This window comes from Streptomyces sp. SudanB182_2057, from assembly GCF_964272715.1.
GTDB lineage: Bacteria > Actinomycetota > Actinomycetes > Streptomycetales > Streptomycetaceae > Streptomyces > Streptomyces rubradiris.
In genome coordinates this window covers 4,772,123-4,794,527 of record NZ_OZ186798.1, presented here as the reverse complement: position 1 = coordinate 4,794,527, position 22,405 = coordinate 4,772,123, and the positions used below count along the sequence as shown (strand labels likewise).

Below are 22,405 nucleotides of genomic sequence, written 5' to 3'. Positions count from 1 at the left end.
GTCCGTCAGCTACGTGGACGGGCCGTCCCCGGCGCCCCAAGGGGTGTGAGAACCCTGTGGAACGCGTGAGGGCCTTGTGTCCCGGGGGCCGCGCCCTTGTGATCGGTGTCTCGCACGGCTGACGCAACCGCCCGGAACAAGGCAAACTGACGGGGTTGTTCGTGATGCCGAGGGGGACGAACGCATGGACGGTGGGCCGCGAGTACCCGAGCAGCGGCGCGCCGGTTCCGCGGTCACCGCGGAGACCGGCACGCTGCGCTTCGGCGTGCTCGGTCCGGTGCGGGCCTGGCGCGGCGAGAAGGCGCTCGGCACGGGCTCCCCGCAACAGCGCGCCCTGCTGGCCGCGCTGCTGCTGCGGGAGGGCCGTACGGCCACGGCGGCCGAGCTGATCGACGCGCTCTGGGGGTCGGAGCCGCCGCCCCAGGCGCTGGCGGCGGTGCGCACGTACGCGTCCCGGCTGCGCAAGATCCTGGACCCCGGGGTCCTGGTCAGCGAGTCCGGCGGATACGCGGTGCGCGGGCTGGGCGAGGGCGCGCTGGACATGTCGGTGGCGCAGGACCTGGCGGCGGAGGCGGAGAAGGCGCGGGGCGCCGGCGACCTCGGCACCGCCCGCAAGCTGCTGCGGCAGGCGCTGGCGCTGTGGGACGGCGAACCGCTGGCCGGGGTGCCCGGCCCGTACGCGGAGACCCAGCGGGCCCGCCTGGACGAGTGGCGGCTGCAACTCCTCGAATGCCGCCTGGACATGGACCTGGAGCAGGGCGGCCACGCCGAGGCGGTCTCGGAGCTGACCGCCCTGACGGCGGCGCACCCGCTGCGGGAGCGGCTGCGCGAGCTGCTGATGCTGGCGCTGTACCGCAGCGGCCGGCAGGCGGAGGCGCTCGCGGTCTACGCGGACACCCGCCGCCTGCTGGCCGAGGAGCTCGGGGTCGACCCGCGCCCCGGCCTCAGCGACCTCCAGCAGCGCATCCTGCGGGCGGACCCGGCCCTGGCGGAGCCCTCGGCGCCGGTGACGGAGCAGGCGGCGGCGCCGGTCCGGCCGGCCCAGCTGCCCGCGACGGTGCCCGACTTCACCGGCCGCGCGTCCTTCGTCGCGGACCTGAGCGCCGTGCTGGCCTCCGCGTCCGAGGCGGAGGGCCGGGTGATGGCGGTGTCCGCGCTGGCCGGTATCGGCGGCGTCGGCAAGACCACCCTGGCGGTGCACGTGGCCCACCGGGCGCGGTCCGCCTTCCCCGACGGGCAGCTGTACGTCGACCTCCAGGGCGCGGGCCCGCGACCCGCCGAACCGGAGACGGTCCTCGGCTCCTTCCTGCGGGCACTGGGCACGGCGGACTCGGCGATCCCGGACTCCCTGGAGGAGCGGTCGGCGCTGTACCGCTCGGTGCTGGACGGGCGGCGGGTGCTGGTCCTGCTGGACAACGCCAAGGACGCGGCCCAGGTACGGCCGCTGCTGCCCGGCACCGAGGGGTGTGCGGCCCTGGTGACCTCCCGGGTGCGGATGCTGGACCTCGCGGGTGCCCAGCTCGTCGACCTGGACGTGATGTCCCCCGAAGAGGCCCTGTGCCTGTTCACCAAGATCGTGGGCGAGGAGCGGGTGGCGGCGGAGCGGGAGGCCGCGCTCGACGTCGTGGCGGCCTGCGGCTTCCTGCCCCTGGCGATCCGCATCGCCGCGTCCCGCCTGGCGTCCCGCCGCACCTGGACGGTCTCGGTGCTGGCGGCCAAGCTCGCCGACGAGCGGCGCCGGCTGGACGAGCTCCAGGCGGGCGACCTCGCGGTCAAGGCCACGTTCGAACTCGGCTACGGCCAGTTGGAGCCGGCCCAGGCCCGCGCCTTCCGCCTGCTCGGCCTGGCCGACGGCCCCGACATCTCGCTGGCCGCGGCGGCGGCGGTCCTGGACCTGCCCCCGGAGGACACCGAGGAACTCCTCGAGTCCCTGGTCGACACGTCCCTCCTGGAGTCCGCGGCCCCCAACCGCTACCGCTTCCACGACCTCGTCCGCCTCTACGCCCGCGCCTGCGCGGAACGCGACGAGGACCGCCCGAGCGAGCGGGACGCGGCGATGTCGCGGTTGCTGGACTTCTATCTGGCGACGACGGCGGGGGTGTACGCGGTCGAGCGGCCGGGGGACCGGTTGGTGGACGACCTGGAGCCGACGGAGTACGCCGGGCTGCGGTTCACCGAGGCGACGGCGGCGCTCGACTGGCTGTACACCGAGGCGGCACCCCTCCTGGCCTGCGTCCGGCAGACCGCCGGGACCGACCGGCTGCGGCGCGGAGTCGACCTGCTGTGGGCGGCCAAGGACCTGACGGAGTCAGGAGCCAACTCCCACCAGTACGAGACGACGGCACGGGCGATGTGCGACGCGACGCACGCGGCGCGGGACGCCCGGGCGGAGGGCAGGGCACGCACCGTACTGACCGACGTCCTGCTCGTGTCCGGGCGCATTCGGCAGGCGGAGGCGGAAGCCCGCGTCGCGCTGGAGTTGGCGGAGCGGGTGGGCGACTCCACCGCCGAGAGCTGGGTCGCGAACAACCGGGGGCTCCTGTGCCTTCACCAAGGAAGGCACGCGGAGGGCAAAGCCTTCTTCGAGAGGGCGATAGAAGGGCTCCGGGCAGCGGGCAACCGGCCGTTCGAGGCGACCAGCCTCGGCAATCTGTCGCGGGCTTACCTGGGGATGGGCGACATCACCCGAGCGGTGGAGATCGCTCAGCGGGGAGTCGCCGCACACAGCGAGATCGGCCGGACCGTGCGCCTCGCCAACAGCCACTACGCGCTGGGGGTCGCCATGATCGAGGCAGGCCGCCACAGCGAAGCGCTCAGCCAGTTCTCGGACGCCTTGCAGATCTTCGGTGACCACCGGCAGCGCCTCTGGGAGGGAACGACCAACTTCCGTATCGCGGAGGTCCACCTGGCCGCCCTCCGCCCGGCACAGGCGGCCCAGTACGCGGAGCAGGCTCTGGCACTGGGCTGCATCGGTGGCGACCGCATGCGCGGCAACGTACTGATGCTCCTGGGGCGGGCACTGACCAAGCTCGGTCAGATAGACCGCGCCAGGGCGTGCTGGCGTGAGGCGCTCAACCTGTACGAGCAGACAGGAGCACCGGAGGCCGGCAGCGTGCGCGCGCTCATCACACCGACCTCCGCCCGTTGAGACGCGCGATCACGTCCGCGTTCAGCATTCGTTTATCGGCGGCAGGCAGTCTCTTACGTGACGGACCGTCGCGTCGGGGGGCAGACGGTCTGGCTGGAGCCCGAAGCAATAGAGTGCGGCTCCGAACGCCCGTCCGGCGGCCCTCGGGGGAGCCCCTGGGCGGGCGTTCCTTACTCGTCGAAACAGCGGAGGACAAAGATCATGAGCGACCAGACGAAGGACGCGGCGGCCACTCCGCAGGACAACGCCATGCCCACGCCGGCTGCCGCCGATGACGCCATCACCACTCTCGACAACGCGATGCCGTCGGGTCCCCTCAAGGACACCATCAAGACGATGGACAACGCCATGCCGGCCCCGCCGCCGGCCTTGGACCTGAACGGCAAGTAAGCCACCAACCCGACGGGGGATCGGTCGCGGCGGCGCGGAGGGGGAGTCGTCGCGGCCGGGTGTGAACGGGGGGTCGAGGGGCCGGGCCTGGGGGGGCTCGGCCCCTCGGCATGTCAGCGCAGGTCCGCCTTCATCACCTTTCCGCTCGCGTTCCGGGGCAGGGACCGCAGGAATTCCACCGTTCTCGGGACCTTGTAGTTCGCCATCTCGTGGCGGGACCAGGCGATCAGGGCCTCGGGGGTCAGGGAGGATCCGGCGCGGGGGACCACGTAGGCCCTGGCGACCTCGCCGAGGCGGGGGTCGGGGACGCCGACGACCGCCGCTTCCGTCACGTCGGGGTGGGTCAGCAGGAGGCGTTCTATCTCGGCGGGGTAGGCGTTGAAGCCGCCGACGACGAACATGTCCTTCAGGCGGTCGGTGATGCGCAGGTTGCCCGAGTCGTCCAGGACGCCCACGTCGCCCGTGCGCAGCCAGCCGTCCGGGGAGACGGCCTCGGCAGTGGCCCGGGGATCGTCGTCGTAGCCCCGCATGACGGTGAAGCCGCGGACCAGGACCTCGCCGGGAACGCCGGGCGGCAGCGGGGTGCCGTCGGGGCCCGCCACCCGCACCTCCGTACCGGGGATCGCCCGGCCGGAGGTGGCGGCGATCACGGCCGGGTCGTCGCCGCGGCGGCACATCGTGACGAGGCCGGACGCCTCGGAGAGCCCATAGGCGGTCAGGACCGTCGCCACGCCCAGTTCCGTACGCAGGCGTTCCACCAGCGACAGCGGCACCACGGACGCGCCCGTCACCACCAGCCGCAGCGACGACAGGTCGTGGGCGTGCCGGGCCGGGTGGTCCAGGAGCCGCTGGTGCAGGGCCGGCGGGCCGGGCAGGACGGTGACCGCTTCCGTCGCGATGTTCGCCAGCGCCGTCTCCGCGCCGGACACCGCCTGCGGGATCATCGTCGCCCCGCGCGTCAGGCACGCGATCACCCCGGCCTTGTAGCCGAAGGTGTGGAAGAAGGGGTTGGCGATCAGGTAGCGGTCGCCGCGGCGCAGGCCCGCGAGGCCGGCCCAGATGTCGTAGGCGCGCAGGGTCTGGCCGTGGGTGATCACCACGCCCTTCGGGCGGCCCGTCGTGCCCGAGGTGTAGATGATGTCCGACGGTGTGGCGCCCGTCAGCCGCCCGCCGCGGGCGCGGACCTCCGGCGCGGTCACGGACTCCCCGGCCGCCAGGAAGTCCTTCCAGGTGCGGAAGGCCGGGGGCGCGTCCGGCGCGAGGACGACCACCTGTTCCAGGTCGGGCAGGGCCGGCAGGGGCCGGTCCGTCGCCGGGCCGGTGCCGGCCGCCCGGCGCAGGGCCGCCACGTAGGACGTGCCGAGGAAGGTGCCCGTCACGAACAGCAGCCGGGCCCGGCTGCGGCGCAGCACGTCCGCCGCCTCGGCCCCCTTGAAGCGGGTGTTCAGCGGGACCAGGACGGCACCGGCGGAGACCGCGCCCAGGGCCGCGACGATCCACTCCGCCGAGTTGGGGGCCCAGACGGCCACCCGGTCGCCGGTGCGTACCCCGCTCGCCAGGCAGGCCGCCGCCGCGCGCTCCACCCGGGCGCCCAGTTCGGCGTAGTCGATCCTGGTCCGGCCGTCGGCCACGGCCTGCGTGTCCGCGTACCGTTCGGCCGCCGACCGGACCAGTTCCGGGATGGTCTCCCACTCGCTCACGGACCGCCCTCCCGTTGCGGAGACATGTGCTGACAGACCGTCAGGTTAGCTGTAATCTGACGGGCTGTCAGGAGAGGGGTTTCCCATGGCAGCACCAGGGACCGCACCGGGGATCAAGGACGCCGCCGCCATCGTCGGGATCGGGCAGACCGCCTTCGCCCGGCGCCTCGCCGAGGACGAGCGGACGCTCGCCTGCCGGGCCGTGCTCGCCGCGCTCGACGACGCGGGGATCGCGCCCGGCGAGGTCGACGCGCTCGCCTCGTACACCATGGAGGACACCGACGAGGTGGAGCTGGCGAAGGCCGTCGGGTTCGGGGACCTCACCTTCTTCAGCAAGGTGGGCTACGGGGGCGGCGGTTCCTGCGCGACCGTCGCGCACCTGGCCGCCGCCATCGCCTCCGGGCAGGCCACCGTGGGCGTGGCCTGGCGGTCGCGGAAACGGGGCAGCGGGCCCCGGCCGTGGACGGACACGACGGCGCGACTGCCCACCCCGGCCCAGTGGACGCGCCCCTTCGGGCTGCTGCGGCCCGTCGACGAGATGGCCATGCTGGCCCGGCGCTACATGCACGAGTACGGCGTCACCCGCGACCACCTGTTCAACGTGGCGCTGGCCTGCCGCAACCGGGCCAACCAGAACCCGGCCGCCGTCATGCACGACCGGCCGCTGACCCGCGAGATGTACATGACCTCCCGGTGGATCAGCGAGCCGCTGTGCCTGTACGACAACTGCCTGGAGACGGACGGGGCGCTCGCCTGCGTGGTCGTCGGGCGGGAGCGGGCCCGGGACTGCCGGCAGCGGCCCGTGTACGTGCACGCCGCCGCCCAGGGGCTGCCCGCCCAGCACCACGGCATGGTCAACTACTGGACCGACGACCCGCTCACCGGCCCCGCCTGGACCGCCGCCCGGCACCTGTGGAAGCACGCCGACCTCACCCCGCGGGACGTCGACGTGGCACAGATCTACGACGCCTTCACCCCCCTGGTCCCGCTGTCCCTGGAGGGCTACGGCTTCTGCGCGCGCGGCGAGGGCGGCGCCTTCACCGAGCGGGGCGCCCTGGAGACCGGCGGCAGGCTGCCCGTCAACACCGGCGGGGGCGGGCTCAGCGAGGCCTACGTGCACGGCTTCAACCTGGTCACCGAGGGCGTGAAGCAACTGCGCGGGACCAGTACCGCCCAGGTGCCCGGCGCCGCCACCTGCCTGGTCACGGCCGGTGAGGACGTGCCCACCTCCGCCCTGCTGCTGAGGAGCTGACCGACATGCTGACCCCCGTCACCGACGCCGACGGCGCGCCCTTCTGGGAGTACGCGGCCCGCGGCGAGCTGCGCGTCCAGGCCTGCGCCGACTGCGGGGAACCCCGTTTCCCTCCCCGCCCCTGCTGCCCGCGCTGCCAGTCCTTCGCGAGCGAGTGGCGGCCGGTGCCGGGGCGCGGGCGGGTGTGGTCGTACGTCGTGCCGCATCCGCCGCTGCTGCCCGGCTACGCGGAACAGGCGCCGTACAACGTGGTCGTCGTGGAGCTGGCGGAGGCCCCGCGGATCCGGCTCGTGGGGAACGTGGTCGCGCACGCCGGGGCCCGGCTGGACTCCGTCGATCCCGGCCGGCTGCGGATCGGCGCCCGGGTGCGGGCCGTCTTCTCCGGCGGGCTGCCGCAGTGGGTGCTCGCGTGAACGGCGTCCGCCTCGACGTCGACGAGGACACCCGGGTCGCCGTCGTCACCCTGGACCGGCCGGACCGGCTCAACGCCATCGACCTGGGGATGGCCGACGGACTGAGGGACTGCTGGCGGACGCTGCGGTTCGCCGAGCGGGTACGGGCCGTCGTGCTCACCGGGGCCGGCGAGCGGGCCTTCTGCACGGGGATCGACCGGGACGCCGTGGTGCCGCAGCCCCCGTCGCCGTACATGTGGGACGATCCGCTGCTGGACGTCGGGCCGAAGGCGAACGGGCTGTGGAAGCCGGTGGTGGCCGCCGTGCGCGGGTTGGCCTGCGGCGGGGCCTTCTACCTGCTGGGCGAGAGCGACTTCGTGGTGGCCGACCCGACGGCCGTCTTCTTCGACCCGCACACCACGTACGGCATGGTCAGCGCCTACGAGTCCGCGCTGATGGCGCTGCGGATGCCGTACGGGGAGGCCGCGCGGATGATGCTCATGGGGACGGCCGAGCGGATCTCCGCGCGGCGGGCCCACGAGATCGGCCTGGTCTCCGAAGTGACCGGGGAGGGCGGGGCGCTGGCCGGTGCGGTGCGCTGTGCCGCCGTGCTCGCCGGGTATCCGCCCGAGGGGGTGCAGGGGACCGTGCGGGCGCTGTGGGCGGCCCGGGAGGCGGCGCTCGCGCAGGCGTTCGCGCAGGCGCCGCACCTCGTCGCGCTGGGCAATCTGCCGGCCGCGCGGCAGGCGGAGCTGTTCGCCGGCCGGCGACGCGAGTACCGGGTGCGCTAGCCGGTGCCCGGGGGCGTCATGTGGTCCGCGCCGTGCCCGTGCCCTTCTCCGCGTCCAGCGCGTACACGCACCGGTCCTTGCTGCACGCGTAGACCACGCCGTCCTTGACCACCGGGGAGCCGGTGATCTCGCCGCCGGTCGCGAGCTTCCAGCGCAGCCGGCCGTCATCGGCCTTCAGGGTGTACAGGAGGTGGTCGGTGGAGCCGAAGTGGATACGCCCCTCGGCCACGGCGGGCGCGCCCACGACGTCGCCGCCCGCCTGGAAGCGCCACTTGGGGGTGCCGGTGACCGCGTCCAGGGTGTACAGGCCCTTGCCGCTGCCGACGTGCACGTGCCCGGCGGCGACCAGCACCGGCTCCACGGAGGAGCGGGCCTCGGTGGCGATGCGCCAGCGGTCGCGGCCGTCGGCGGCGTCGAGGGCGTAGACCGTGCCGAGGTAGTCGGCGAGGTAGACACCGCCGCCGGTGACGGCCGGGCCGGGGGCGAAGGCGGGCGGGCTGAGGAAGACCGCCGGGGCCTCGAAGTGCCAGCGCACCCGGCCGCTCACCGCCTCCACGGCGAGGACGCGGGTGCCCGCGCTGATGTAGACGCACCCGTCGGGCGCCGGGGCCACGCGCACCGGGACGCCGCCGCAGGAGGCCGCGTCGCCGATGGGGTACGACCAGCGCTCCTCGCCGGTACGGGCCTCGAGCGCGCGCAGCCGGGCGTCCTGCCAGACGTAGACCGTGCCGTCGTGCACGGCCGGGCCCGCCTCGGGGGACTCGAAGTCGGTCTGGCAGCCGGTGATCTCCCACAGCTTCCGCCCGCTGGCCGCCTCCCACGCCTGGACGCCGCCGCCGCGGGTGCCGGTGACGACGGTGCCCCGGTCGGCCTTGAGGCAGTACACCCAGGCGTCCGTGGGCAGCCGCCACAGGTCGGTGCCCTCGCGGGCGTCCAGGGCGTACAGGGTGGGGCCGTCGGAGGCGTGGACACGGCCGTCCGCCACCGCCATCGACCAGGCGACGTCCCGGGTCTTGAAGCGGCGGCGGCCGGTGGACACGTCCAGGGCGTGCACCTCGAAGGAGGTGACGTAGACCAGGTCGCCGGCCACGGCCGGGGTGCCCCACACATCGTTCGACATGCGGAACCGCCAGGGCCGCCAGCCGCTCGCGGGCTCCGGGGGCACGGGCGGGGCGGGCGGTACGGCGGGGTCGGCGGTGGCCGCGCCGGGGCGGGGCCGGGACCAGCTGGCCACCAGGCCCGCCTCGGGCGGCGGCGCCTTGACGGCGGCGGCGCGGGCGTCGGCGACCCGGGGGCCGGGGCCGATGGGCACCTGGGCGCCGGCCAGCCGGACCGGGCCGGTGTCGGAGGCGCCGGCCGGGACCGGCACGGGGGCCGAGGGCGCCACCGGCATCGGCACGGGGGCCGAGGGGCCCACCGGCACGGGCACGGGGCCCGGCATGGACACGGGCGCCGAGGGCGGTACCGGGACCGGAGGGTCGTACGGCGGGGGCGGGGGCACGGTCTGCCGGACGGCGGCGCGCGGGCCGCCGGTCTGGGCCGGGGCGGGCCGGCCGGCGGGGCGTCCGCCGCGGCGGGACTCGATCAGCGCGACGGCCTTCTCCGGCAACCAGGCGGAGGCGGTGCCGCTGTCGTCGGAGCCGGAGCCGAACAGGTGCGGGGCGAGCTGGGCCTGGAGGTCGGCCGGGGTGGGCCGGGCGGTGGCCTCCATCTGCATGCACGCCTCGATCAGCGGGCGCAGCTCGTCCGGCAGGCCGGTGAGGTCGGGGCCCTCGCGCAGCAGCATGAAGACGGTCTCGACCGGGTTGGCGCCGTGGAAGGGCGGGTGTCCGGTGGCGGCGAAGACGAGGGTGGAGCCGAGGGAGAAGACATCGCTGGCGCCGGTGACGCTGCGGGAGTCCTTGGCCTGCTCCGGGGACATGTAGGCGGGGGTGCCGACGGCGACGTTCGTCATGGTCAGCCGGGTGTTGGAGACCCCGGAGGCGATGCCGAAGTCGATCACCCGGGGGCCGTCCTCGACCACGAGCACATTGGAGGGCTTCAGGTCGCGGTGGACCAGCCCGGCGCCGTGGATGGACTGGAGGGCCTCGGCCACGCCCGCCGCGAGCCAGCGCACGGCCTGCGCCGGCAGCGGCCCGCACTCGTTCACTATCTCTTCCAGCGAGGGCGCGGGGACGTAGGCGGTGGCCAGCCAGGGCACGGCGGCGCGCGGGTCGGCGTCGACCACGGCCGCGGTGTAGAAACCGGAGACCGCGCGGGCCGCCTCCACCTCACGGGTGAACCGGACCCGGAAGAGCTGGTCCTCGGCCAGCTCGGTGCGCACCGTCTTGATCGCCACGCGCCGGCCGGACGCCGAGCGCGCGAGATAGACCAGCCCCATGCCGCCGGCCCCCAGCCGGCCCAGCACCTCGAACGGCCCGATCCGCCGCGGATCGTGCTGCGTCAGCTGATCCACCACTTGCCTGCCACCTCCCCGTACGAGCCGCGCCACCCCATATGTACGCGACCGAAGTGCAGCGTCTCACCACCGCACCGCCATGGCGGCACGCACCCCGATTCTTCCTGGCCGGGCGGCTGGTTGCGAACCCGGTGACAGTCGGGGTGTCTCACATTAATTCATCCCAAAAGCGGATGGATCACCGCTGGAGCAGCGCGAACGACGCCCCCTGATTGTCGGTGACGACGGCCACCGTGCCGTACGACGTCGTGAAGGGCGGCGCCTGCACCCGGCCGCCGAGCCGCTGGACGGCCCCGAGGGCGTCGGCCAGGTCCGTGACCCCGAAGTGGGCGACGAAGTGCGGGGGCATCTCGGCCGGGAACACCTCGGTGACGTCCGCGCGGCCGAAGTCGGGCGCGGCCCCGGAGCCGAACAGGGCGTCGTGGAAGAGGTCGCCGTAGAAGGCGTTGGCGGCGGCCGTGTCCCGGGTGTACAGCTCGGCCCACACGAAGGCGCCCGGCGCGCGCCGCCGCCCGAAGCCGCGGTGGGTGCCGGGCTGCCAGAGGCCGAACACCGCGCCCCCGGGGTCGGTGGCCAGGGCGGCGGTGCCGAGGTCGCCGACCGGGTACGGGTCCGTGATCATCCGGCCACCGGCCGCCGTCAGTCGCCGGGCGAGGGCCCCGGCGTCCGGGGTGGCGAAGGAGACCGTCCACACGGTGGGCATGCGGCCGTCCGTCTTCGGGGCCAGCGCGGCGACCCGGTCCCCGTCCAGCAGCGCCCACACCGCGGAGCCGTACGCCTCCTGGAAGGTCCACCCGAAAAGCTCACCGTAGAACCGCTTGCCCGCCTCGACGTCGGGCAGTTGGGCGTCGACCCAGCAGGGGACGCCCTCCCCGTATGTCTCTTCGTTCGTGGATGCCCTGTTTTCGGCCATGCGGCAAAAGTAACCGGGACGCGCGCACGCCGCAGACCAGGCACACCACCCCCGATCCCCCCGCACACCCCATTTGCAGTCGGCCGAATCGCGCTCCCATCACCCCTCGGTAAGCTGACGGCATGACAGGACAAGTGCGTACCGTCGACGGCCGCGTGGCCGGCCGGCGTGGGCAGGCGACCCGGCAGAAGCTGCTCGACTGCCTCAGCGAGATGCTCAGCTCCTCCCCCTACCGGGACGTCAAGGTCATCGATGTCGCCCGGAGGGCGGGCACGTCGCCCGCGACCTTCTACCAGTACTTCCCCGACGTCGAAGGCGCCGTCCTGGAGATCGCCGAGCGGATGGCGGCCGAGGGCGCGGGGCTGACCGAACTGCTCGAAGGGCGCACCTGGACCGGCAAGTCGGGCTGGCAGACCGCGCAGGAACTCGTGGACGGGTTCCTGGACTTCTGGCGCCGCAACGACGCGATCCTGCGGGTGGTGGACCTGGGCGCGGCCGAGGGGGACAAACGGTTCTACAAGATCCGTATGAAGATCCTGAACTCGGTCAACAACTCCCTGGCCGACTCCATCGCGGAGCTCCAGGCCAAGGGCCGGGTGGACAAGGACGTGAACCCGGCGGCGGTGGCCGGTTCGCTGGTCGCGATGCTCGCGGCGGTGGCGGCCCACCAGAAGGGGTTCACCTCCTGGGGCGTGAAGCAGGCCGAACTCAAGCCGAACCTGGCGCTGTTGGTGCACCTGGGCGTGACCGGCAAGAAGCCGTCCAAGTAGGCGTCCGCGCCTCTTCGTACCCCTTTTGAAGTACCAAGTCCTGTCTCGCGGGCGGTGGTTCATCCCCTGAACCACCGCCCGCCGTCTATGCGGGCAGCGGACGGTCCCGCACCACGTGCTTCATCACCAGCGTCGAGGTCAGCCGCTGCACCCCCGGCAGGGTCGCCAGCCGCTCGTCGTACAGCCTCTGGAAGGCGGCCAGGTCGGCGGTGGCCACCCGGAGCAGATAGTCCGGTTCGCCGAACAGCCGCTGGGCGTCCAGCACATGCTCCAGTTCGCCGACCGCCCGCTCGAACTCGGCGACCGTGTCCCGGTCCTCCTGGCGCATGGACACGAAGACCAGCGCCTCGAAGTTCAGGCCGAGCGAGGCCGGGTCCACCACCGCGCGGTAGCCCCGGATGGCACCGGCCCGCTCCAGCTCGCGCAGCCGCCGGTGGCAGGGGGAGACGCTGAGCCGCACCCGGGCGGCCAGCTCGGTCACGGTCAGCCGCCCGTCCTGTTGCAGCTCGGCAAGGATTTTCCGGTCCACGTCGTCCATGAGGGAGATTTTTGCGCACAACTCGCGATCATGAGCAAACTTCGGAAACACTTTCGGGTAATTCGCGCCTAATGTGCCCGACATGGACTCGGGACTGCTCTTCTCCTTCCTCGCCGTGGACCTGCTGCTGGTGTGCGTACCGGGCGCCGACTGGGCGTACGTCATCACGACCGCCCTGCGCGGCGGCCGGATACCGCGCGCGGTGGCGGGCCTGGTCTGCGGCTACGCCCTCCACACCGCCCTGGCCACGGCGGGCCTGGCGGTCCTGGTGGCCGGCTCCCCCGGCCTGCTGACGGCGGTGACGGTGGCGGGCGCGGGCTACCTGCTGTGGCTGGGCTGGGGGGTGCTGCGCCGGCCGTCGGTACCGGGGGCGACGCCGGCGGCCGCCCGGACGGACGCGGACGCGGGTTCGGCACCGGCGGCCGACGGCCGCCCCTTCCTGCGCGGTGCGACGATCAGCGGCCTGAACCCCAAGGGCCTGCTCCTCTATCTCTCCGTGCTCCCCCAGTTCCTCACCCTGCGCGGTGCGCACCTCCCCGTCCCGGCGCAGACGGCGGCGCTCGGCCTGCTCCACATGGCGTGCTGCGCGGCCGTCTACCTCACCGTCGGCGCCCTCGCCCGCGCCCTCCTCGCGGCCCGCCCGGCGGCGGCCCGCGCGGTGACCCGCACGTCGGGCGCGGCGATGCTGGGCATCGGAGCGTTCCTGCTGGTGGAACGGCTGGCGACGCTCTAGGGTTCCCGCGCCTCCGGCTCGCGCCGCATGAGCCGGAAGAGGCGGATCTCGCGCTCCACCCGGGACTGGTACACCGCGTACGGCGGCCAGAGGGCGAGGGCCGCCCGCCAGGCCGCCGTGCGGTCGGCTCCGGTGAGGAGGCGGGCCGTGACCGGGATGTCCCGGCCCCGCCAGCTGACCGTCGCGTCGGGGTGGGTCAGGAGGTTGCGGGTCCAGGCGGGGTGGTCGGGGCGGCCGAAGTTGGAGCCGATCAGCAGCCAGCCGCCGTCCTCCTCCGGTACGCAGGCCAGCGGGGTGCGGCGGGGCAGTCCGCTGCGCGCACCGGTGGAGGTGAGGATCACCCCCGGCAGCATCCGCGCGCTGGGCAGCACCCGGCCCCCGGTGAGCCGGTGCACGGCCCGGTCAAGGGCGGGGATCACCCGGGGGGCCGCCTTGGCGAAGAGCCTGGTGGAGGACACCTTCTGGACGAGCCGGAGGCCGAGCGGACGGCCGCCGAGGGACTCGGGTCCGGTGGCCCGGGCCATCAGACAGCCACCTCGCCGCCCGCACGGCACCCCGAGGGCAACCCGTCCGTATGCCGCGTCCCCGGCTCCCCGCCCACACCCGCCGGGCCGCCACCCGAAGGCAAACCCGCCACCGCGCCGCGCGCCCCCGTCCCCGCCACCGCGCCGCCCGCACCCGCCCCCGCACCCAGCGCCCCGCCACCCGAAGGCGAACCCGCCGCTCCGCCCTCCCCCGGCCCCGCCGCCTCACCGCGCACGCCCGCGCCCGCCGCCCCACCGCCCGAAGGCGAACCCGCCGCCGCGCCGCCCGCCCCCGGCCCCGCCGCCTCACCGCGCACGCCCGCGCCCGCCGCTCCACCGCCCGAAGGCAAACCCGCCGCTCTGTCCATCCCCGGCCCCGCCGCCCCACCGCCCGAAGACATCCCCACCGCCGCGCCGCCCGCCCCCGGCCCCGCCGCCGAGCCGCCCGCGCCCCGCGTCCGCGCACCGGTCGTCCCACCGCCCCCGCAGGCCCCCGCCGCCCCACCGCTGTCACCCATGACCGGGCTCGCCCCCTCTCCCCCCGTGAACAACCCCTCCCGCTCGGCCGCCCGGGCGCGCAGGCGGTGGGGTGGGCCGAAGAGGAGTTCGTCGCCGGCCGCTCGCTTGAAGTAGAGGTGGGCGTCGTGTTCCCAGGTGAAGCCGATGCCGCCGTGCAGTTGGACGGCCTCGGCGGCGGCGTGCCGCAGGGCCTCCAGGCACTGGGCGAGGGCGAGGCCGCCCGCGCCCGGGCCGCGGGCCGCCGCCCACGCGGCGTGGTACGCGGTGGACCGCGCCGCCTCCACGGCCACGTACACGTCCGCCAGCCGGTGCTTGACGGCCTGGAAGGAGCCGATGGGCCGCCCGAACTGCCTGCGCTGACCGGCGTATTCGACGGTCATCTCCAGCACCCGCCCGGCCGCTCCGACGGCCTCGGCGGCGAGGACGGCGGCCGCGGTGTCCCCGGTCGCGGCGAGGGCGGGGAGCACGTCGGCCTCCTCCGCGCCCAGCAACTCGGCCGGTACGTCGCGCAGTTGTACGCGGCCCTGCGGGCGGGTGGCGTCCAGCGCGGTCTGCCGGATCCGGGTCGGGCTCGTCGTCCCGGCCGGCACCAGGAACAGCAGGGTGCGCGAGCGGGCGAAACCCCCGGTGTGTGCGGCGACGAGCAGCAGGCCCGCGCTGTGCCCGTCCAGCACCTGCGCCGCCTCGCCGTACAGCCGCCAGCCGCCCCCCGCGCGCCGCGCCTGGACCCCGCCGGCCCGGCCGCCGCCCGCGCGGTAGGCGTCGTTGGCGCCGGTCAGGTCGAGGGCGGTGGCGAGGGCGGGCCCGGCGACGGCGAGGGCGGCGGTGAGGGAGCCGTCGGCGAGGCGCGGCAGCAGCTCGGCGCGCTGGGCGTCGGTGCCGAGGGCGAGGATCAGCGGGGCGGTGAGGACGCAGGTGGCGAGCAGCGGCGTGGGCGCCAGGGCCCGGCCCGTCTCCTCGCAGGCCAGGGCCAGTTCGGTGACCGAGCAGCCGACACCCCCGTACGCCTCCGGGAGGGCGAGGCCGGGCAGGCCGAGGCCGTCGGCGAGGGCGGACCACAGACGAGGGTCGTAGCCGGCCGGGGAGTCGACGGCGGCCCGTACCGCGGCCGGGCCGCAGCGGTCGCCCAGCAGCTCCCGCAGGGTCCGGCGGATCTCCCGCTGCTCGGCGGTGAGGCGCGTGTCCATGGCCTTCCCTCCCAAACTGACGGAGCGTCATATTAGGGGGGTCGCAGCGAGAAGCCCAGAGGGAGGAGTCCGCTCATGAGCCACGGGAGCCGGAGGGTGGCGGTGGTCGGCGCGGCCCTCGCCGACTGCGGGCGGCTGGACGACGCGACGCCGTACGCCCTGCACGCCCAGGCGGCCCGCCGGGCCCTCGCGGACGCCGGTCTGGACCGCGCCCGGGTGGACGGCTTCGCCTCGGCGGGCCTCGGCACGCTGGCGCCCGTGGAGGTCGCCGAGTACCTGGGCCTGCGCCCCACCTGGGTGGACTCCACCTCGGTCGGCGGCGCCACCTGGGAGGTGATGGCGGCGCACGCGGCGGACGCGATCGCGGCGGGCCACGCCCGGGCGGTGCTGCTGGTGTACGGCTCGACGGCGCGGGCGGACATCAAGGCGGGCCGGCGCACCGGCACGCTGTCCTTCGGCGCCCGGGGCCCGCTCCAGTTCGAGGCGCCGTACGGCCACACGCTGATCGCCAAGTACGCGATGGCGGCCCGCCGGCACATGATCGAGTACGGCACGACGATCGAGCAGCTGGCCGAGGTGGCGGTGCAGGCGCGGGCGAACGCGGCCCTGAACCCGGAGGCGCTGTTCCGCGACCCGGTCACGGTCGACGACGTGCTGTCCGGTCCGCTGATCGCCGACCCCTTCACCCGGCTCCACTGCTGCCTGCGCTCGGACGGCGGCGCGGCGGTGCTGCTGGCGGCCGAGGAGTACGTACGGGACTGCCGGACCGCCCCGGTGTGGGTCCTCGGCACCGGCGAGCACGTCTCCCACGCCTCCATGTCCGAGTGGCCGGACTTCACCCTCTCCCCCGCGGCGGTCAGCGGGCGCCTGGCCTTCGGGCGGGCGGGGGTCGCTCCGGCGGAGATCGACTTCGCGGAGGTCTACGACGCCTTCACCTACATGACCCTGGTGACCCTGGAGGACCTGGGCTTCTGCGCCAAGGGCGAGGGCGGGGCCTTCGTGGCGGGGGGCCGGCTGCGGGTGCGGGGCGGGGAGCTGCCGGTGAACACCGACGGCGGCGGCCTGGCGGCCCAGCACCCCGGGATGCGGGGGCTGTTCCTGCTGGTGGAGGCGGTACGGCAGCTGCGGGGCGAGGCCGGGGAGCGCCAGGTACGGGCCCGGGACGGCGCCCTGCCCAGGCTGGGCGTGGCCTCGGGCACCGGCGGCTGGTTCTGCTCCTCGGGGACGGTGGTGCTGGGCCGGGGGTGAGTACGGGACAGTGGCGCCGGGCCGGGACTGAGCGCGGGACTGTGAGGCGGTCCACCGGTGCCTGCGGGACTGGGCACGGCACCGGCGGTGATACTCCCCCCATGGCACAGCACGATCTACACGCACTGCTCCGCCCGCTGCGGGTCTGGGACCCCGAGGTCACGCGGCTGCCGCCGTTCGACCCGGACACCGCCCCGCCCACCCCGCTCGCCCTGTTCACGGACTGGTTCGCCGACGCGGTGGCGGCGGGGCAGCCGGAGCCGCACACCATGTCGCTGGCGACCTCGGACGAGGAGGGCCTGCCGGACGTCCGGATCGTGATGCTGCACGGCGCCGACGCGGACGGCTGGTCGTTCGCCACGCACGCCACCAGCCGCAAGGGCCGCGCGCTGGCCGCCCGGCCGTACGCGGCCCTCGCCTTCTACTGGCCGGTGCTGGGCCGCCAGGTACGGCTGCGCGGACCGGTCGCCGCCGCGCCGGCCGAGGAGAGCCAGGCCGACCTGCACGCGCGGTCCACGGGCGCGCTGGCCGCCGCGCTGACCGGCCGGCAGAGCGAGGAACTGGACTCGCTCACGGAGCTGCGCCGGGCCTCGGAGACGGCCTGGGAACGGGCCCGGGAGAACCCGGCCGAGCCGTCGCCGACCTGGACGCTGTACCGGCTGCGCCCGCAGACGGTGGAGTTCTTCCAGGGCGACCCGGAGCGGCGGCACGTACGCCTGGAGTACCGCAGCACCGGGTTCGGCTGGAGCCGGACGCTGTTGTGGCCGTGAAAGGCCCCACGTCGCGACCGTGAGGGCCCCCGCCCCGGTTGTGCGCGCCCTTGGTCAGAGGGGTGTCTCCTCCGGCCGGAACACCGGGATGCCGTCCCGGAAGGTCACCGTCAGCGGCATCCCGGCCCGTACCGCGCCCGGTGGGCAGTCCACCAGTTCCGTCATCATCCGGGGGCCCTCGGCCAGGTCGACCACCGCTGCCAGGTAGGGGGTCCGGGCACTGAACGGCGGGAGGTCGTTGTGGTGGACGGCGGACCAGGTGTAGAGGGTGGCCCGCCCGGCCGCCTCCTCCCAGGTCACCTCCTCGCTCCAGCAGTGCGGGCAGAACTCCCGGGGGTAGTGGTGGGCCCGGCCGCAGGCCCCGCAGCGGCGGATCAGCAGCCGGCCCCGCGCCGCCGCCTCCCAGTAGGGGCGGGTGAGGGCGTCGGGCTCGGGCGGGCCGGGGCGCGGGCCGGTCGTCACAGCCACCCCAGCGCCGCGTCGAGCGACCAGGTCTGCCAGGACATGCCGAAGAGGCCGACGGCGGAGATCAGGGCCATCATCGAGTTCTGGCCCTGTTCCGCCCAGTCGTGGATCATCAGCACGAAGTAGACGGCGTTCAGCAGCAGGCCGCCGAGCAGGGCGGCCGGGGTCAGGAACCCGACGATCAGGCCGAGCCCCAGGGCCAGTTCGGCGTAGGCGACGACGTAGGCCATCAGCTTCGGGCGGGGGCGCACCACCGTCTCGAAGCCCGCGCGCACCGGCGCCCAGCGGTGTCTCGCCGCCACGTCCGCCGCCCAGGCGATGCCGCTGCCCCGCTCGAACCAGGCCCTCTTGTCCTTGTGCCGCCAGCTCTCCAGCCACCACAGGCCGAGACCGATCCGCAGCACCGCGAGCCACTGCGCGCCGTCGAGCCATATCGAGTCCATGGATCTGACGGTACGTCAGACCGGTGGGGATGCCAACCCGCGAGTCGGCCCGCTCCAACGGGCGTACCAGATCGCTTCGTTCACGTCCGGCGCACTCTTCCCGTACACCCGTGATCAATCCGCAACCAATTCCGGTCTTGACCGAGACCCATCAACCGGGTGGGTGGTTACGCTCCCGCTCATGGCCGCCTCCCGCCCCGCCGACGCCCCCCGCCCGCCGGTCCCCGCCGACCCCCCGGTCTATGTGATCGGCGCCGGGCCGGGCGGCCTGGCCGTCGCCCGGGAGCTGCGGGAGCGGGGCGTACGGGCCGTGGTCCTGGAGAAGTCCGACCGGGTCGGCGCCTCCTGGCGCGGCCACTACGACCGGCTGCGGCTGCACACCACCCGGCGGCTGTCCGCGCTGCCCGGCCTGCCCATGCCCCGCCGGTTCGGGCGCTGGGTGTCCCGGGACGACGTGGTGCGCTACCTGGAGAAGTACGCCGAACACCATCGGCTGGAGATCGTCACCGGGGTCGAGGTGCACCGCGTGGAGCGGACCACGGACGGCACCGGCTGGCTGCTGCGCGCCTCCGGGGGGCGGGAACTGACCGGCAGCGCGGTGGTCGTCGCCACCGGCTTCAACCACACCCCGCGGCTGCCCGACTGGCCGGGGAGCGCGGAGTACGACGGGGAGCTGCTGCACGCCGCCGGGTACCGCGACGCCGCTCCCTACCGGGGGCGGGACGTGCTCGTCGTCGGCGCCGGCAACACGGGCGCGGAGATCGCCGTGGACCTGGCGGAGGGCGGGGCCGCGCGGGTGCGCCTGGCGGTGCGCACGCCCCCGCACATCCTGCGCCGCTCCACCCTCGGCTGGCCCGCCCAGTACACCGGCGTCCTCGTCCGGCGGCTGCCGGTGCGGCTGGTGGACCGGCTCGCGGGGCCGGTGGGGCGGCTGAGCACGCCCGACCTGTCCGCGCACGGGCTGCCGCGCCCGGACACCGGCCTGTACAGCAGGGTGCGGCAGGGCGCGATCCCGGTGCAGGACGTCGGCCTGGTCGACGCCGTCCGCACCGGCAGGGTGGAGGTCGTGGCCGCCGTGCGGGCGTTCGAGGACGGCGCGGTGGTGCTCGCCGACGGCAGCCGGATCACGCCGGACGCGGTGATCGCGGCCACCGGGTATGTCCGCGCGCTGGAGGGGCTGGTCGGGCACCTGGGGGTGCTGGACGGGCGCGGCCGGCCGGTGGCGCACGGCGGCCGTACGTCCCCGCGGGCGCCCGGCCTGTACTTCACCGGGTTCACCAATCCGATCAGCGGGATGCTGCGGGAACTGGCGATCGACGCGGGGCGGATCGCGAAGGCGGTGGCGAAGACGGTGGAGAAGTCCGCCGGGACGTCGACCGCGAAGGCGGTGGAGAGGTCTGCCGGGGCGCCGGCCACGGAAGCGATCGTGGAGCCGGTCGTGGAGCCGGTCGTGCGGCCGACCGCGGAGGAGCCGAAGTAGCCGGCCGGTAACTTTGCCTCCCGGGCCATTCCTGACTCCCTGCCGGTTCAGTAATCTGACACAGCGTCAGTTATTGCTGTCTCGCAGGGAGGCGGGCGGAACGATGCTCGGATCGACCCACGGCACCCTCACCACCGACTCCCGCCAGGCCCGGGTCATCGCCTGCGGCGAGCGGCGGCCCGGCCCCGCCGTCCACGACCGGGCGGCGGACCTCGACGTCAGCGGGCGCCCGCTGCACGCGGACGTACCCGACCTCGCCCGGTTCTTCCGGCCCGGGTCCGTCGCCGTGATCGGGGCCTCCGACACCGAGGGGCGGCCGAACACCGGCATCACCCGGCAACTGCTCGACTGGGCCGGCCGGGTCGGCGCCCGGGTGCACCCGGTGCACCCGACCCGCGGGACCGTCTTCGGGCTGCCCTGCGTCCCCTCCGTCGCCCGGCTGCCCGAACCGGTCGACCTGGCCGTGCTGCTGGTCGCCGACCCGCTGCCGGTGATCGGGGAACTCGGTGAGGCCAAGGCCCGGTTCGCGGTCGTCTTCGCCTCCGGGTTCGCCGAGACCGGGCAGGCCGGCGCCGAGGCGCAGCAGCGGCTCGCCGAGGCGGCGCGGGGCGCGGGGGTGCGGCTGCTCGGCCCCAACACCAACCTCAACGCCTTCGAACGGTTCCGGGAGGACCTGACCGGTCCGGCCATCGCGCTGATCACCCAGTCCGGGCACCAGGGCCGGCCCGTCTTCGCCCTCCAGGAGCTGGGCATCCGGCTCTCCCACTGGGCGCCCACCGGCAACGAGGCCGACCTGGAGACCGCCGACTTCCTGTCCTGGTTCGCCGAGCGGCCCGAGGTCGGCGCGATCGCCTGCTATCTGGAGGGGCTCAAGGACGGCCGGGCCTTCCTGCTGGCCGCCGACCGCGCCGCCCGGCGCGGGGTGCCGGTGGTCGCCGTGAAGGTGGGCCGGACCGAGGCCGGCGCCCGCACCGCCGCCTCGCACACCGGCAAGCTCACCGGCGCCGACGACGTGGTGGACGCGGCCCTGCGCCAGTACGGCGTGATCCGCGTCGACGCCCTGGACGAACTCCAGGACACCGCGGCGCTGCTGGCCAGGGCCCGGCCGCCGCGGTCGGACGGGGTGGTCGTCTACTCCATCTCGGGCGGCACCGGAGCACACGTCGCCGACCTGGCCGCCGGGGCGGGGCTGCGGCTGCCGGCGCTGTCGGCGGAGAAACAGGCCGAGCTGCACCAGTGGATACCGGACTACCTGAACGTGGCCAACCCGGTGGACAACGGCGGCCACCCGGTGGGCGACGAGCGGGGCCGGAAGATCATCGACGCGCTGCTCGCCGACCCGGCCGTCGGGGTGCTGATCTGCCCGGTCACCGGCCCCTTCCCGCCGCTCAGCGACCGGCTGGTGCGCGACCTGGCCGACGCCGCCGAGCAGACCGACAAGCTGGTGTGCGTGGTGTGGGGGTCGCCGGCCGGGACCGAGCCCGCGTACCGGGAGGTGCTGCTCGGCTCCTCCCGCGTGGCCACCTTCCGCACGGTCGGCAACTGTCTGCGCGCCGTCCGCGCCTGGCTGGACCACCACCGCTTCACCGGCGACTACCGCTCCCCGTTCGACGCGGCCCCGCGCACCCCCTCCCCCTCGTTCCGCAAGGCGAAGGCGCTGCTGCGGCCCGGCGCCCGGCTCAGCGAGCACGCCGCCAAGCAACTGCTGCGGGCCTACGGCATCCGGGTGCCGCGCGAGCAGCTCGTGACCAGCGCGGCGGCGGCCGTGCGGGCGGCCGGGCAGGTGGGCTACCCGGTGGTGATGAAGGCATCCGGCGCGCGGATCGCGCACAAGACCGAACTGGGCCTGGTGAAGATCGGCCTCACCTCGGCGAGCCAGGTCCGCGACGCCTACCGGGAGCTGACCGACATCGCCCGCTACGAGGACGTCGGGCTGGACGGCGTCCTGGTGTGCCAAATGATCGAGCGGGGCGTGGAGATGATGGTCGGCGTCACCCACGACGAGCTGTTCGGGCCGACGGTGACGGCCGGGCTCGGCGGCATCCTGGTGGAGGTGCTGCGCGACACCGCGGTCCGTGTCCCGCCCTTCGGCGAGGAGCAGGCCCGCGCGATGCTCGGCGAGCTGCGCGGCCGGGCCCTGCTGGACGGGGTGCGGGGCCGCCCGCCGGCCGATGTGGACGCACTGGTGGAGGTCGTCCTGCGGGTCCAGCGAATGGCCCTGGAGCTGGGCCCGCACCTGGCCGAGCTGGACATCAACCCGCTGATGGTGCTGGACCGGGGGCAGGGCGCGGTGGCGCTGGACGCGCTGGTGGTGTGCCGGTGACGGGCGGCGTGCGGCACGAGGTGCGCGACGGGGTCTCGTATTTCACCCTGGACCGTCCCGAGGCGCTGAACGCCCTCACCCCGGACATGCGGGAGCGGCTGATCGGGCTCCTGACCCGGGCGTCGGCCGATCCGGCGGTACGGGCGGTGGTCCTCACCGGCACCGGCCGCGGCTTCTGCGCGGGCGCGGACCTACGGGGCGGAGCCGGTGGGGGTGAGCGGGTGCGGGGGGACGCGGCGCCGGGGGCGGGGGACGGGGCACGGGTAGCGACGGACGCGGCGCCCGTGCCGGGGGACGGAGTGCGGGTGGCGGGGGACGCGGCGCGGGCGGAGGAAGGTGCGGCGCCGGTTCCGGGAGACAG

Annotated in this window: 18 protein-coding genes and 2 pseudogenes; 12 read left to right on the top strand and 8 right to left on the bottom strand. The window is 74.9% G+C overall.

Annotated elements, in window-relative coordinates; all coding sequences use genetic code 11:
- Nucleotides 1-184 precede the first annotated feature (184 nt).
- Together ACSURM_RS21115 and ACSURM_RS21110 are read left to right on the top strand one after the other, a co-directional pair.
- Nucleotides 185-3,148 carry an AfsR/SARP family transcriptional regulator gene (locus ACSURM_RS21115; RefSeq protein ID WP_436957058.1) on the top strand — a complete coding sequence of 988 codons (2,964 nt, stop codon included), beginning with the start codon at nucleotides 185-187 and terminating at the stop codon, nucleotides 3,146-3,148.
- Between the two features lie 201 nt (nucleotides 3,149-3,349).
- Complete coding sequence (locus ACSURM_RS21110) at nucleotides 3,350-3,538, top strand: hypothetical protein (protein WP_436957056.1); 189 nt, start codon at nucleotides 3,350-3,352, stop codon at nucleotides 3,536-3,538.
- Between the two features lie 113 nt (nucleotides 3,539-3,651).
- On the opposite strand, the gene ACSURM_RS21105 is transcribed toward ACSURM_RS21110, so the two are convergent.
- A complete protein-coding gene (locus tag ACSURM_RS21105; protein WP_436957054.1) occupies nucleotides 3,652-5,238 on the bottom strand; it encodes a FadD3 family acyl-CoA ligase in 1,587 nt (528 codons plus the stop codon).
- Between the two features lie 85 nt (nucleotides 5,239-5,323).
- Here ACSURM_RS21105 and ACSURM_RS21100 point away from each other — a divergent pair, with 85 nt between their 5' ends.
- Genes ACSURM_RS21100 through ACSURM_RS21090 form a run of 3 tightly spaced genes read left to right on the top strand, consistent with a single transcriptional unit; the run spans nucleotide 5,324 to nucleotide 7,673 of the window.
- Nucleotides 5,324-6,490, top strand: coding sequence for a lipid-transfer protein (locus ACSURM_RS21100; protein WP_436957052.1), 1,167 nt, complete (start codon nucleotides 5,324-5,326; stop codon nucleotides 6,488-6,490).
- A gap of 5 nt (nucleotides 6,491-6,495) precedes the next feature.
- Nucleotides 6,496-6,903, top strand: coding sequence for a Zn-ribbon domain-containing OB-fold protein (locus ACSURM_RS21095; RefSeq protein WP_436957051.1), 408 nt, complete (start codon nucleotides 6,496-6,498; stop codon nucleotides 6,901-6,903).
- Nucleotides 6,888-7,673: an enoyl-CoA hydratase/isomerase family protein gene (locus ACSURM_RS21090; RefSeq protein WP_436957049.1), complete on the top strand. Its 786-nt coding sequence runs from the start codon at nucleotides 6,888-6,890 to the stop codon at nucleotides 7,671-7,673. Before ACSURM_RS21095 ends, ACSURM_RS21090 begins: the two co-directional genes overlap by 16 nt.
- 16 nt (nucleotides 7,674-7,689) lie before the next feature.
- On the opposite strand, the gene ACSURM_RS21085 is transcribed toward ACSURM_RS21090, so the two are convergent.
- Together ACSURM_RS21085 and ACSURM_RS21080 are read right to left on the bottom strand one after the other, a co-directional pair.
- The gene (locus ACSURM_RS21085) at nucleotides 7,690-10,131 is read right to left on the bottom strand and encodes an outer membrane protein assembly factor BamB family protein (RefSeq protein ID WP_436957047.1); all 2,442 of its coding nucleotides are present in this window, start codon (nucleotides 10,129-10,131) and stop codon (nucleotides 7,690-7,692) included.
- A 178-nt stretch (nucleotides 10,132-10,309) separates the two neighbouring features.
- Nucleotides 10,310-11,044: a VOC family protein gene (locus ACSURM_RS21080; RefSeq protein WP_436957046.1), complete on the bottom strand. Its 735-nt coding sequence runs from the start codon at nucleotides 11,042-11,044 to the stop codon at nucleotides 10,310-10,312.
- 134 nt (nucleotides 11,045-11,178) lie between these two features.
- On the opposite strand from ACSURM_RS21080, the gene ACSURM_RS21075 reads away from it, so the two are divergent.
- Nucleotides 11,179-11,814: a TetR family transcriptional regulator gene (locus ACSURM_RS21075; RefSeq protein WP_030611909.1), complete on the top strand. Its 636-nt coding sequence runs from the start codon at nucleotides 11,179-11,181 to the stop codon at nucleotides 11,812-11,814.
- Between the two features lie 85 nt (nucleotides 11,815-11,899).
- On the opposite strand, the gene ACSURM_RS21070 is transcribed toward ACSURM_RS21075, so the two are convergent.
- Nucleotides 11,900-12,352 (bottom strand): Lrp/AsnC family transcriptional regulator, encoded by a 453-nt coding sequence (locus ACSURM_RS21070; protein ID WP_030611911.1) that lies wholly within the window; start codon nucleotides 12,350-12,352, stop codon nucleotides 11,900-11,902.
- A gap of 82 nt (nucleotides 12,353-12,434) precedes the next feature.
- Here ACSURM_RS21070 and ACSURM_RS21065 point away from each other — a divergent pair, with 82 nt between their 5' ends.
- The gene (locus ACSURM_RS21065) at nucleotides 12,435-13,085 is read left to right on the top strand and encodes a LysE family translocator (protein ID WP_436957044.1); all 651 of its coding nucleotides are present in this window, start codon (nucleotides 12,435-12,437) and stop codon (nucleotides 13,083-13,085) included.
- On the opposite strand, the gene ACSURM_RS21060 is transcribed toward ACSURM_RS21065, so the two are convergent.
- Together ACSURM_RS21060 and ACSURM_RS21055 are read right to left on the bottom strand one after the other, a co-directional pair.
- Nucleotides 13,082-13,609, bottom strand: a complete 528-nt coding sequence (locus ACSURM_RS21060) for a nitroreductase family deazaflavin-dependent oxidoreductase (protein ID WP_436957042.1) — start codon at nucleotides 13,607-13,609, stop codon at nucleotides 13,082-13,084. The genes ACSURM_RS21065 and ACSURM_RS21060 overlap by 4 nt on opposite strands.
- A gap of 533 nt (nucleotides 13,610-14,142) precedes the next feature.
- A pseudogene (locus ACSURM_RS21055) lies at nucleotides 14,143-15,315 on the bottom strand (acyl-CoA dehydrogenase family protein); the annotation flags it as partial.
- A 75-nt stretch (nucleotides 15,316-15,390) separates the two neighbouring features.
- Here ACSURM_RS21055 and ACSURM_RS21050 point away from each other — a divergent pair.
- Nucleotides 15,391-16,563, top strand: a complete 1,173-nt coding sequence (locus ACSURM_RS21050; RefSeq protein WP_436957040.1) for a thiolase C-terminal domain-containing protein — start codon at nucleotides 15,391-15,393, stop codon at nucleotides 16,561-16,563.
- A 101-nt stretch (nucleotides 16,564-16,664) separates the two neighbouring features.
- Nucleotides 16,665-17,333: a pyridoxine/pyridoxamine 5'-phosphate oxidase gene (locus tag ACSURM_RS21045; RefSeq protein ID WP_436957039.1), complete on the top strand. Its 669-nt coding sequence runs from the start codon at nucleotides 16,665-16,667 to the stop codon at nucleotides 17,331-17,333.
- A gap of 54 nt (nucleotides 17,334-17,387) precedes the next feature.
- Here the strand turns inward: ACSURM_RS21045 and ACSURM_RS21040 are convergent, their stop codons facing one another.
- A complete protein-coding gene (locus ACSURM_RS21040; RefSeq protein ID WP_436961154.1) occupies nucleotides 17,388-17,795 on the bottom strand; it encodes a Zn-ribbon domain-containing OB-fold protein in 408 nt (135 codons plus the stop codon).
- A complete protein-coding gene (locus tag ACSURM_RS21035; RefSeq protein WP_436957038.1) occupies nucleotides 17,792-18,241 on the bottom strand; it encodes a DoxX family membrane protein in 450 nt (149 codons plus the stop codon). The genes ACSURM_RS21040 and ACSURM_RS21035 overlap by 4 nt, the downstream gene beginning before the upstream one ends.
- Before the next feature lie 181 nt (nucleotides 18,242-18,422).
- Here ACSURM_RS21035 and ACSURM_RS21030 point away from each other — a divergent pair, with 181 nt between their 5' ends.
- The 3 genes and pseudogenes from ACSURM_RS21030 to ACSURM_RS21020 form a co-directional block, all read left to right on the top strand.
- Nucleotides 18,423-19,721, top strand: coding sequence for a flavin-containing monooxygenase (locus ACSURM_RS21030; protein WP_436957036.1), 1,299 nt, complete (start codon nucleotides 18,423-18,425; stop codon nucleotides 19,719-19,721).
- Between the two features lie 103 nt (nucleotides 19,722-19,824).
- Nucleotides 19,825-22,044, top strand: a complete 2,220-nt coding sequence (locus ACSURM_RS21025) for an acetate--CoA ligase family protein (RefSeq protein ID WP_436957034.1) — start codon at nucleotides 19,825-19,827, stop codon at nucleotides 22,042-22,044.
- A pseudogene (locus ACSURM_RS21020) lies at nucleotides 22,035-22,250 on the top strand (enoyl-CoA hydratase/isomerase family protein); the annotation flags it as partial. The gene ACSURM_RS21025 and the pseudogene ACSURM_RS21020, both read left to right, overlap by 10 nt.
- Nucleotides 22,251-22,405 lie beyond the last annotated feature (155 nt).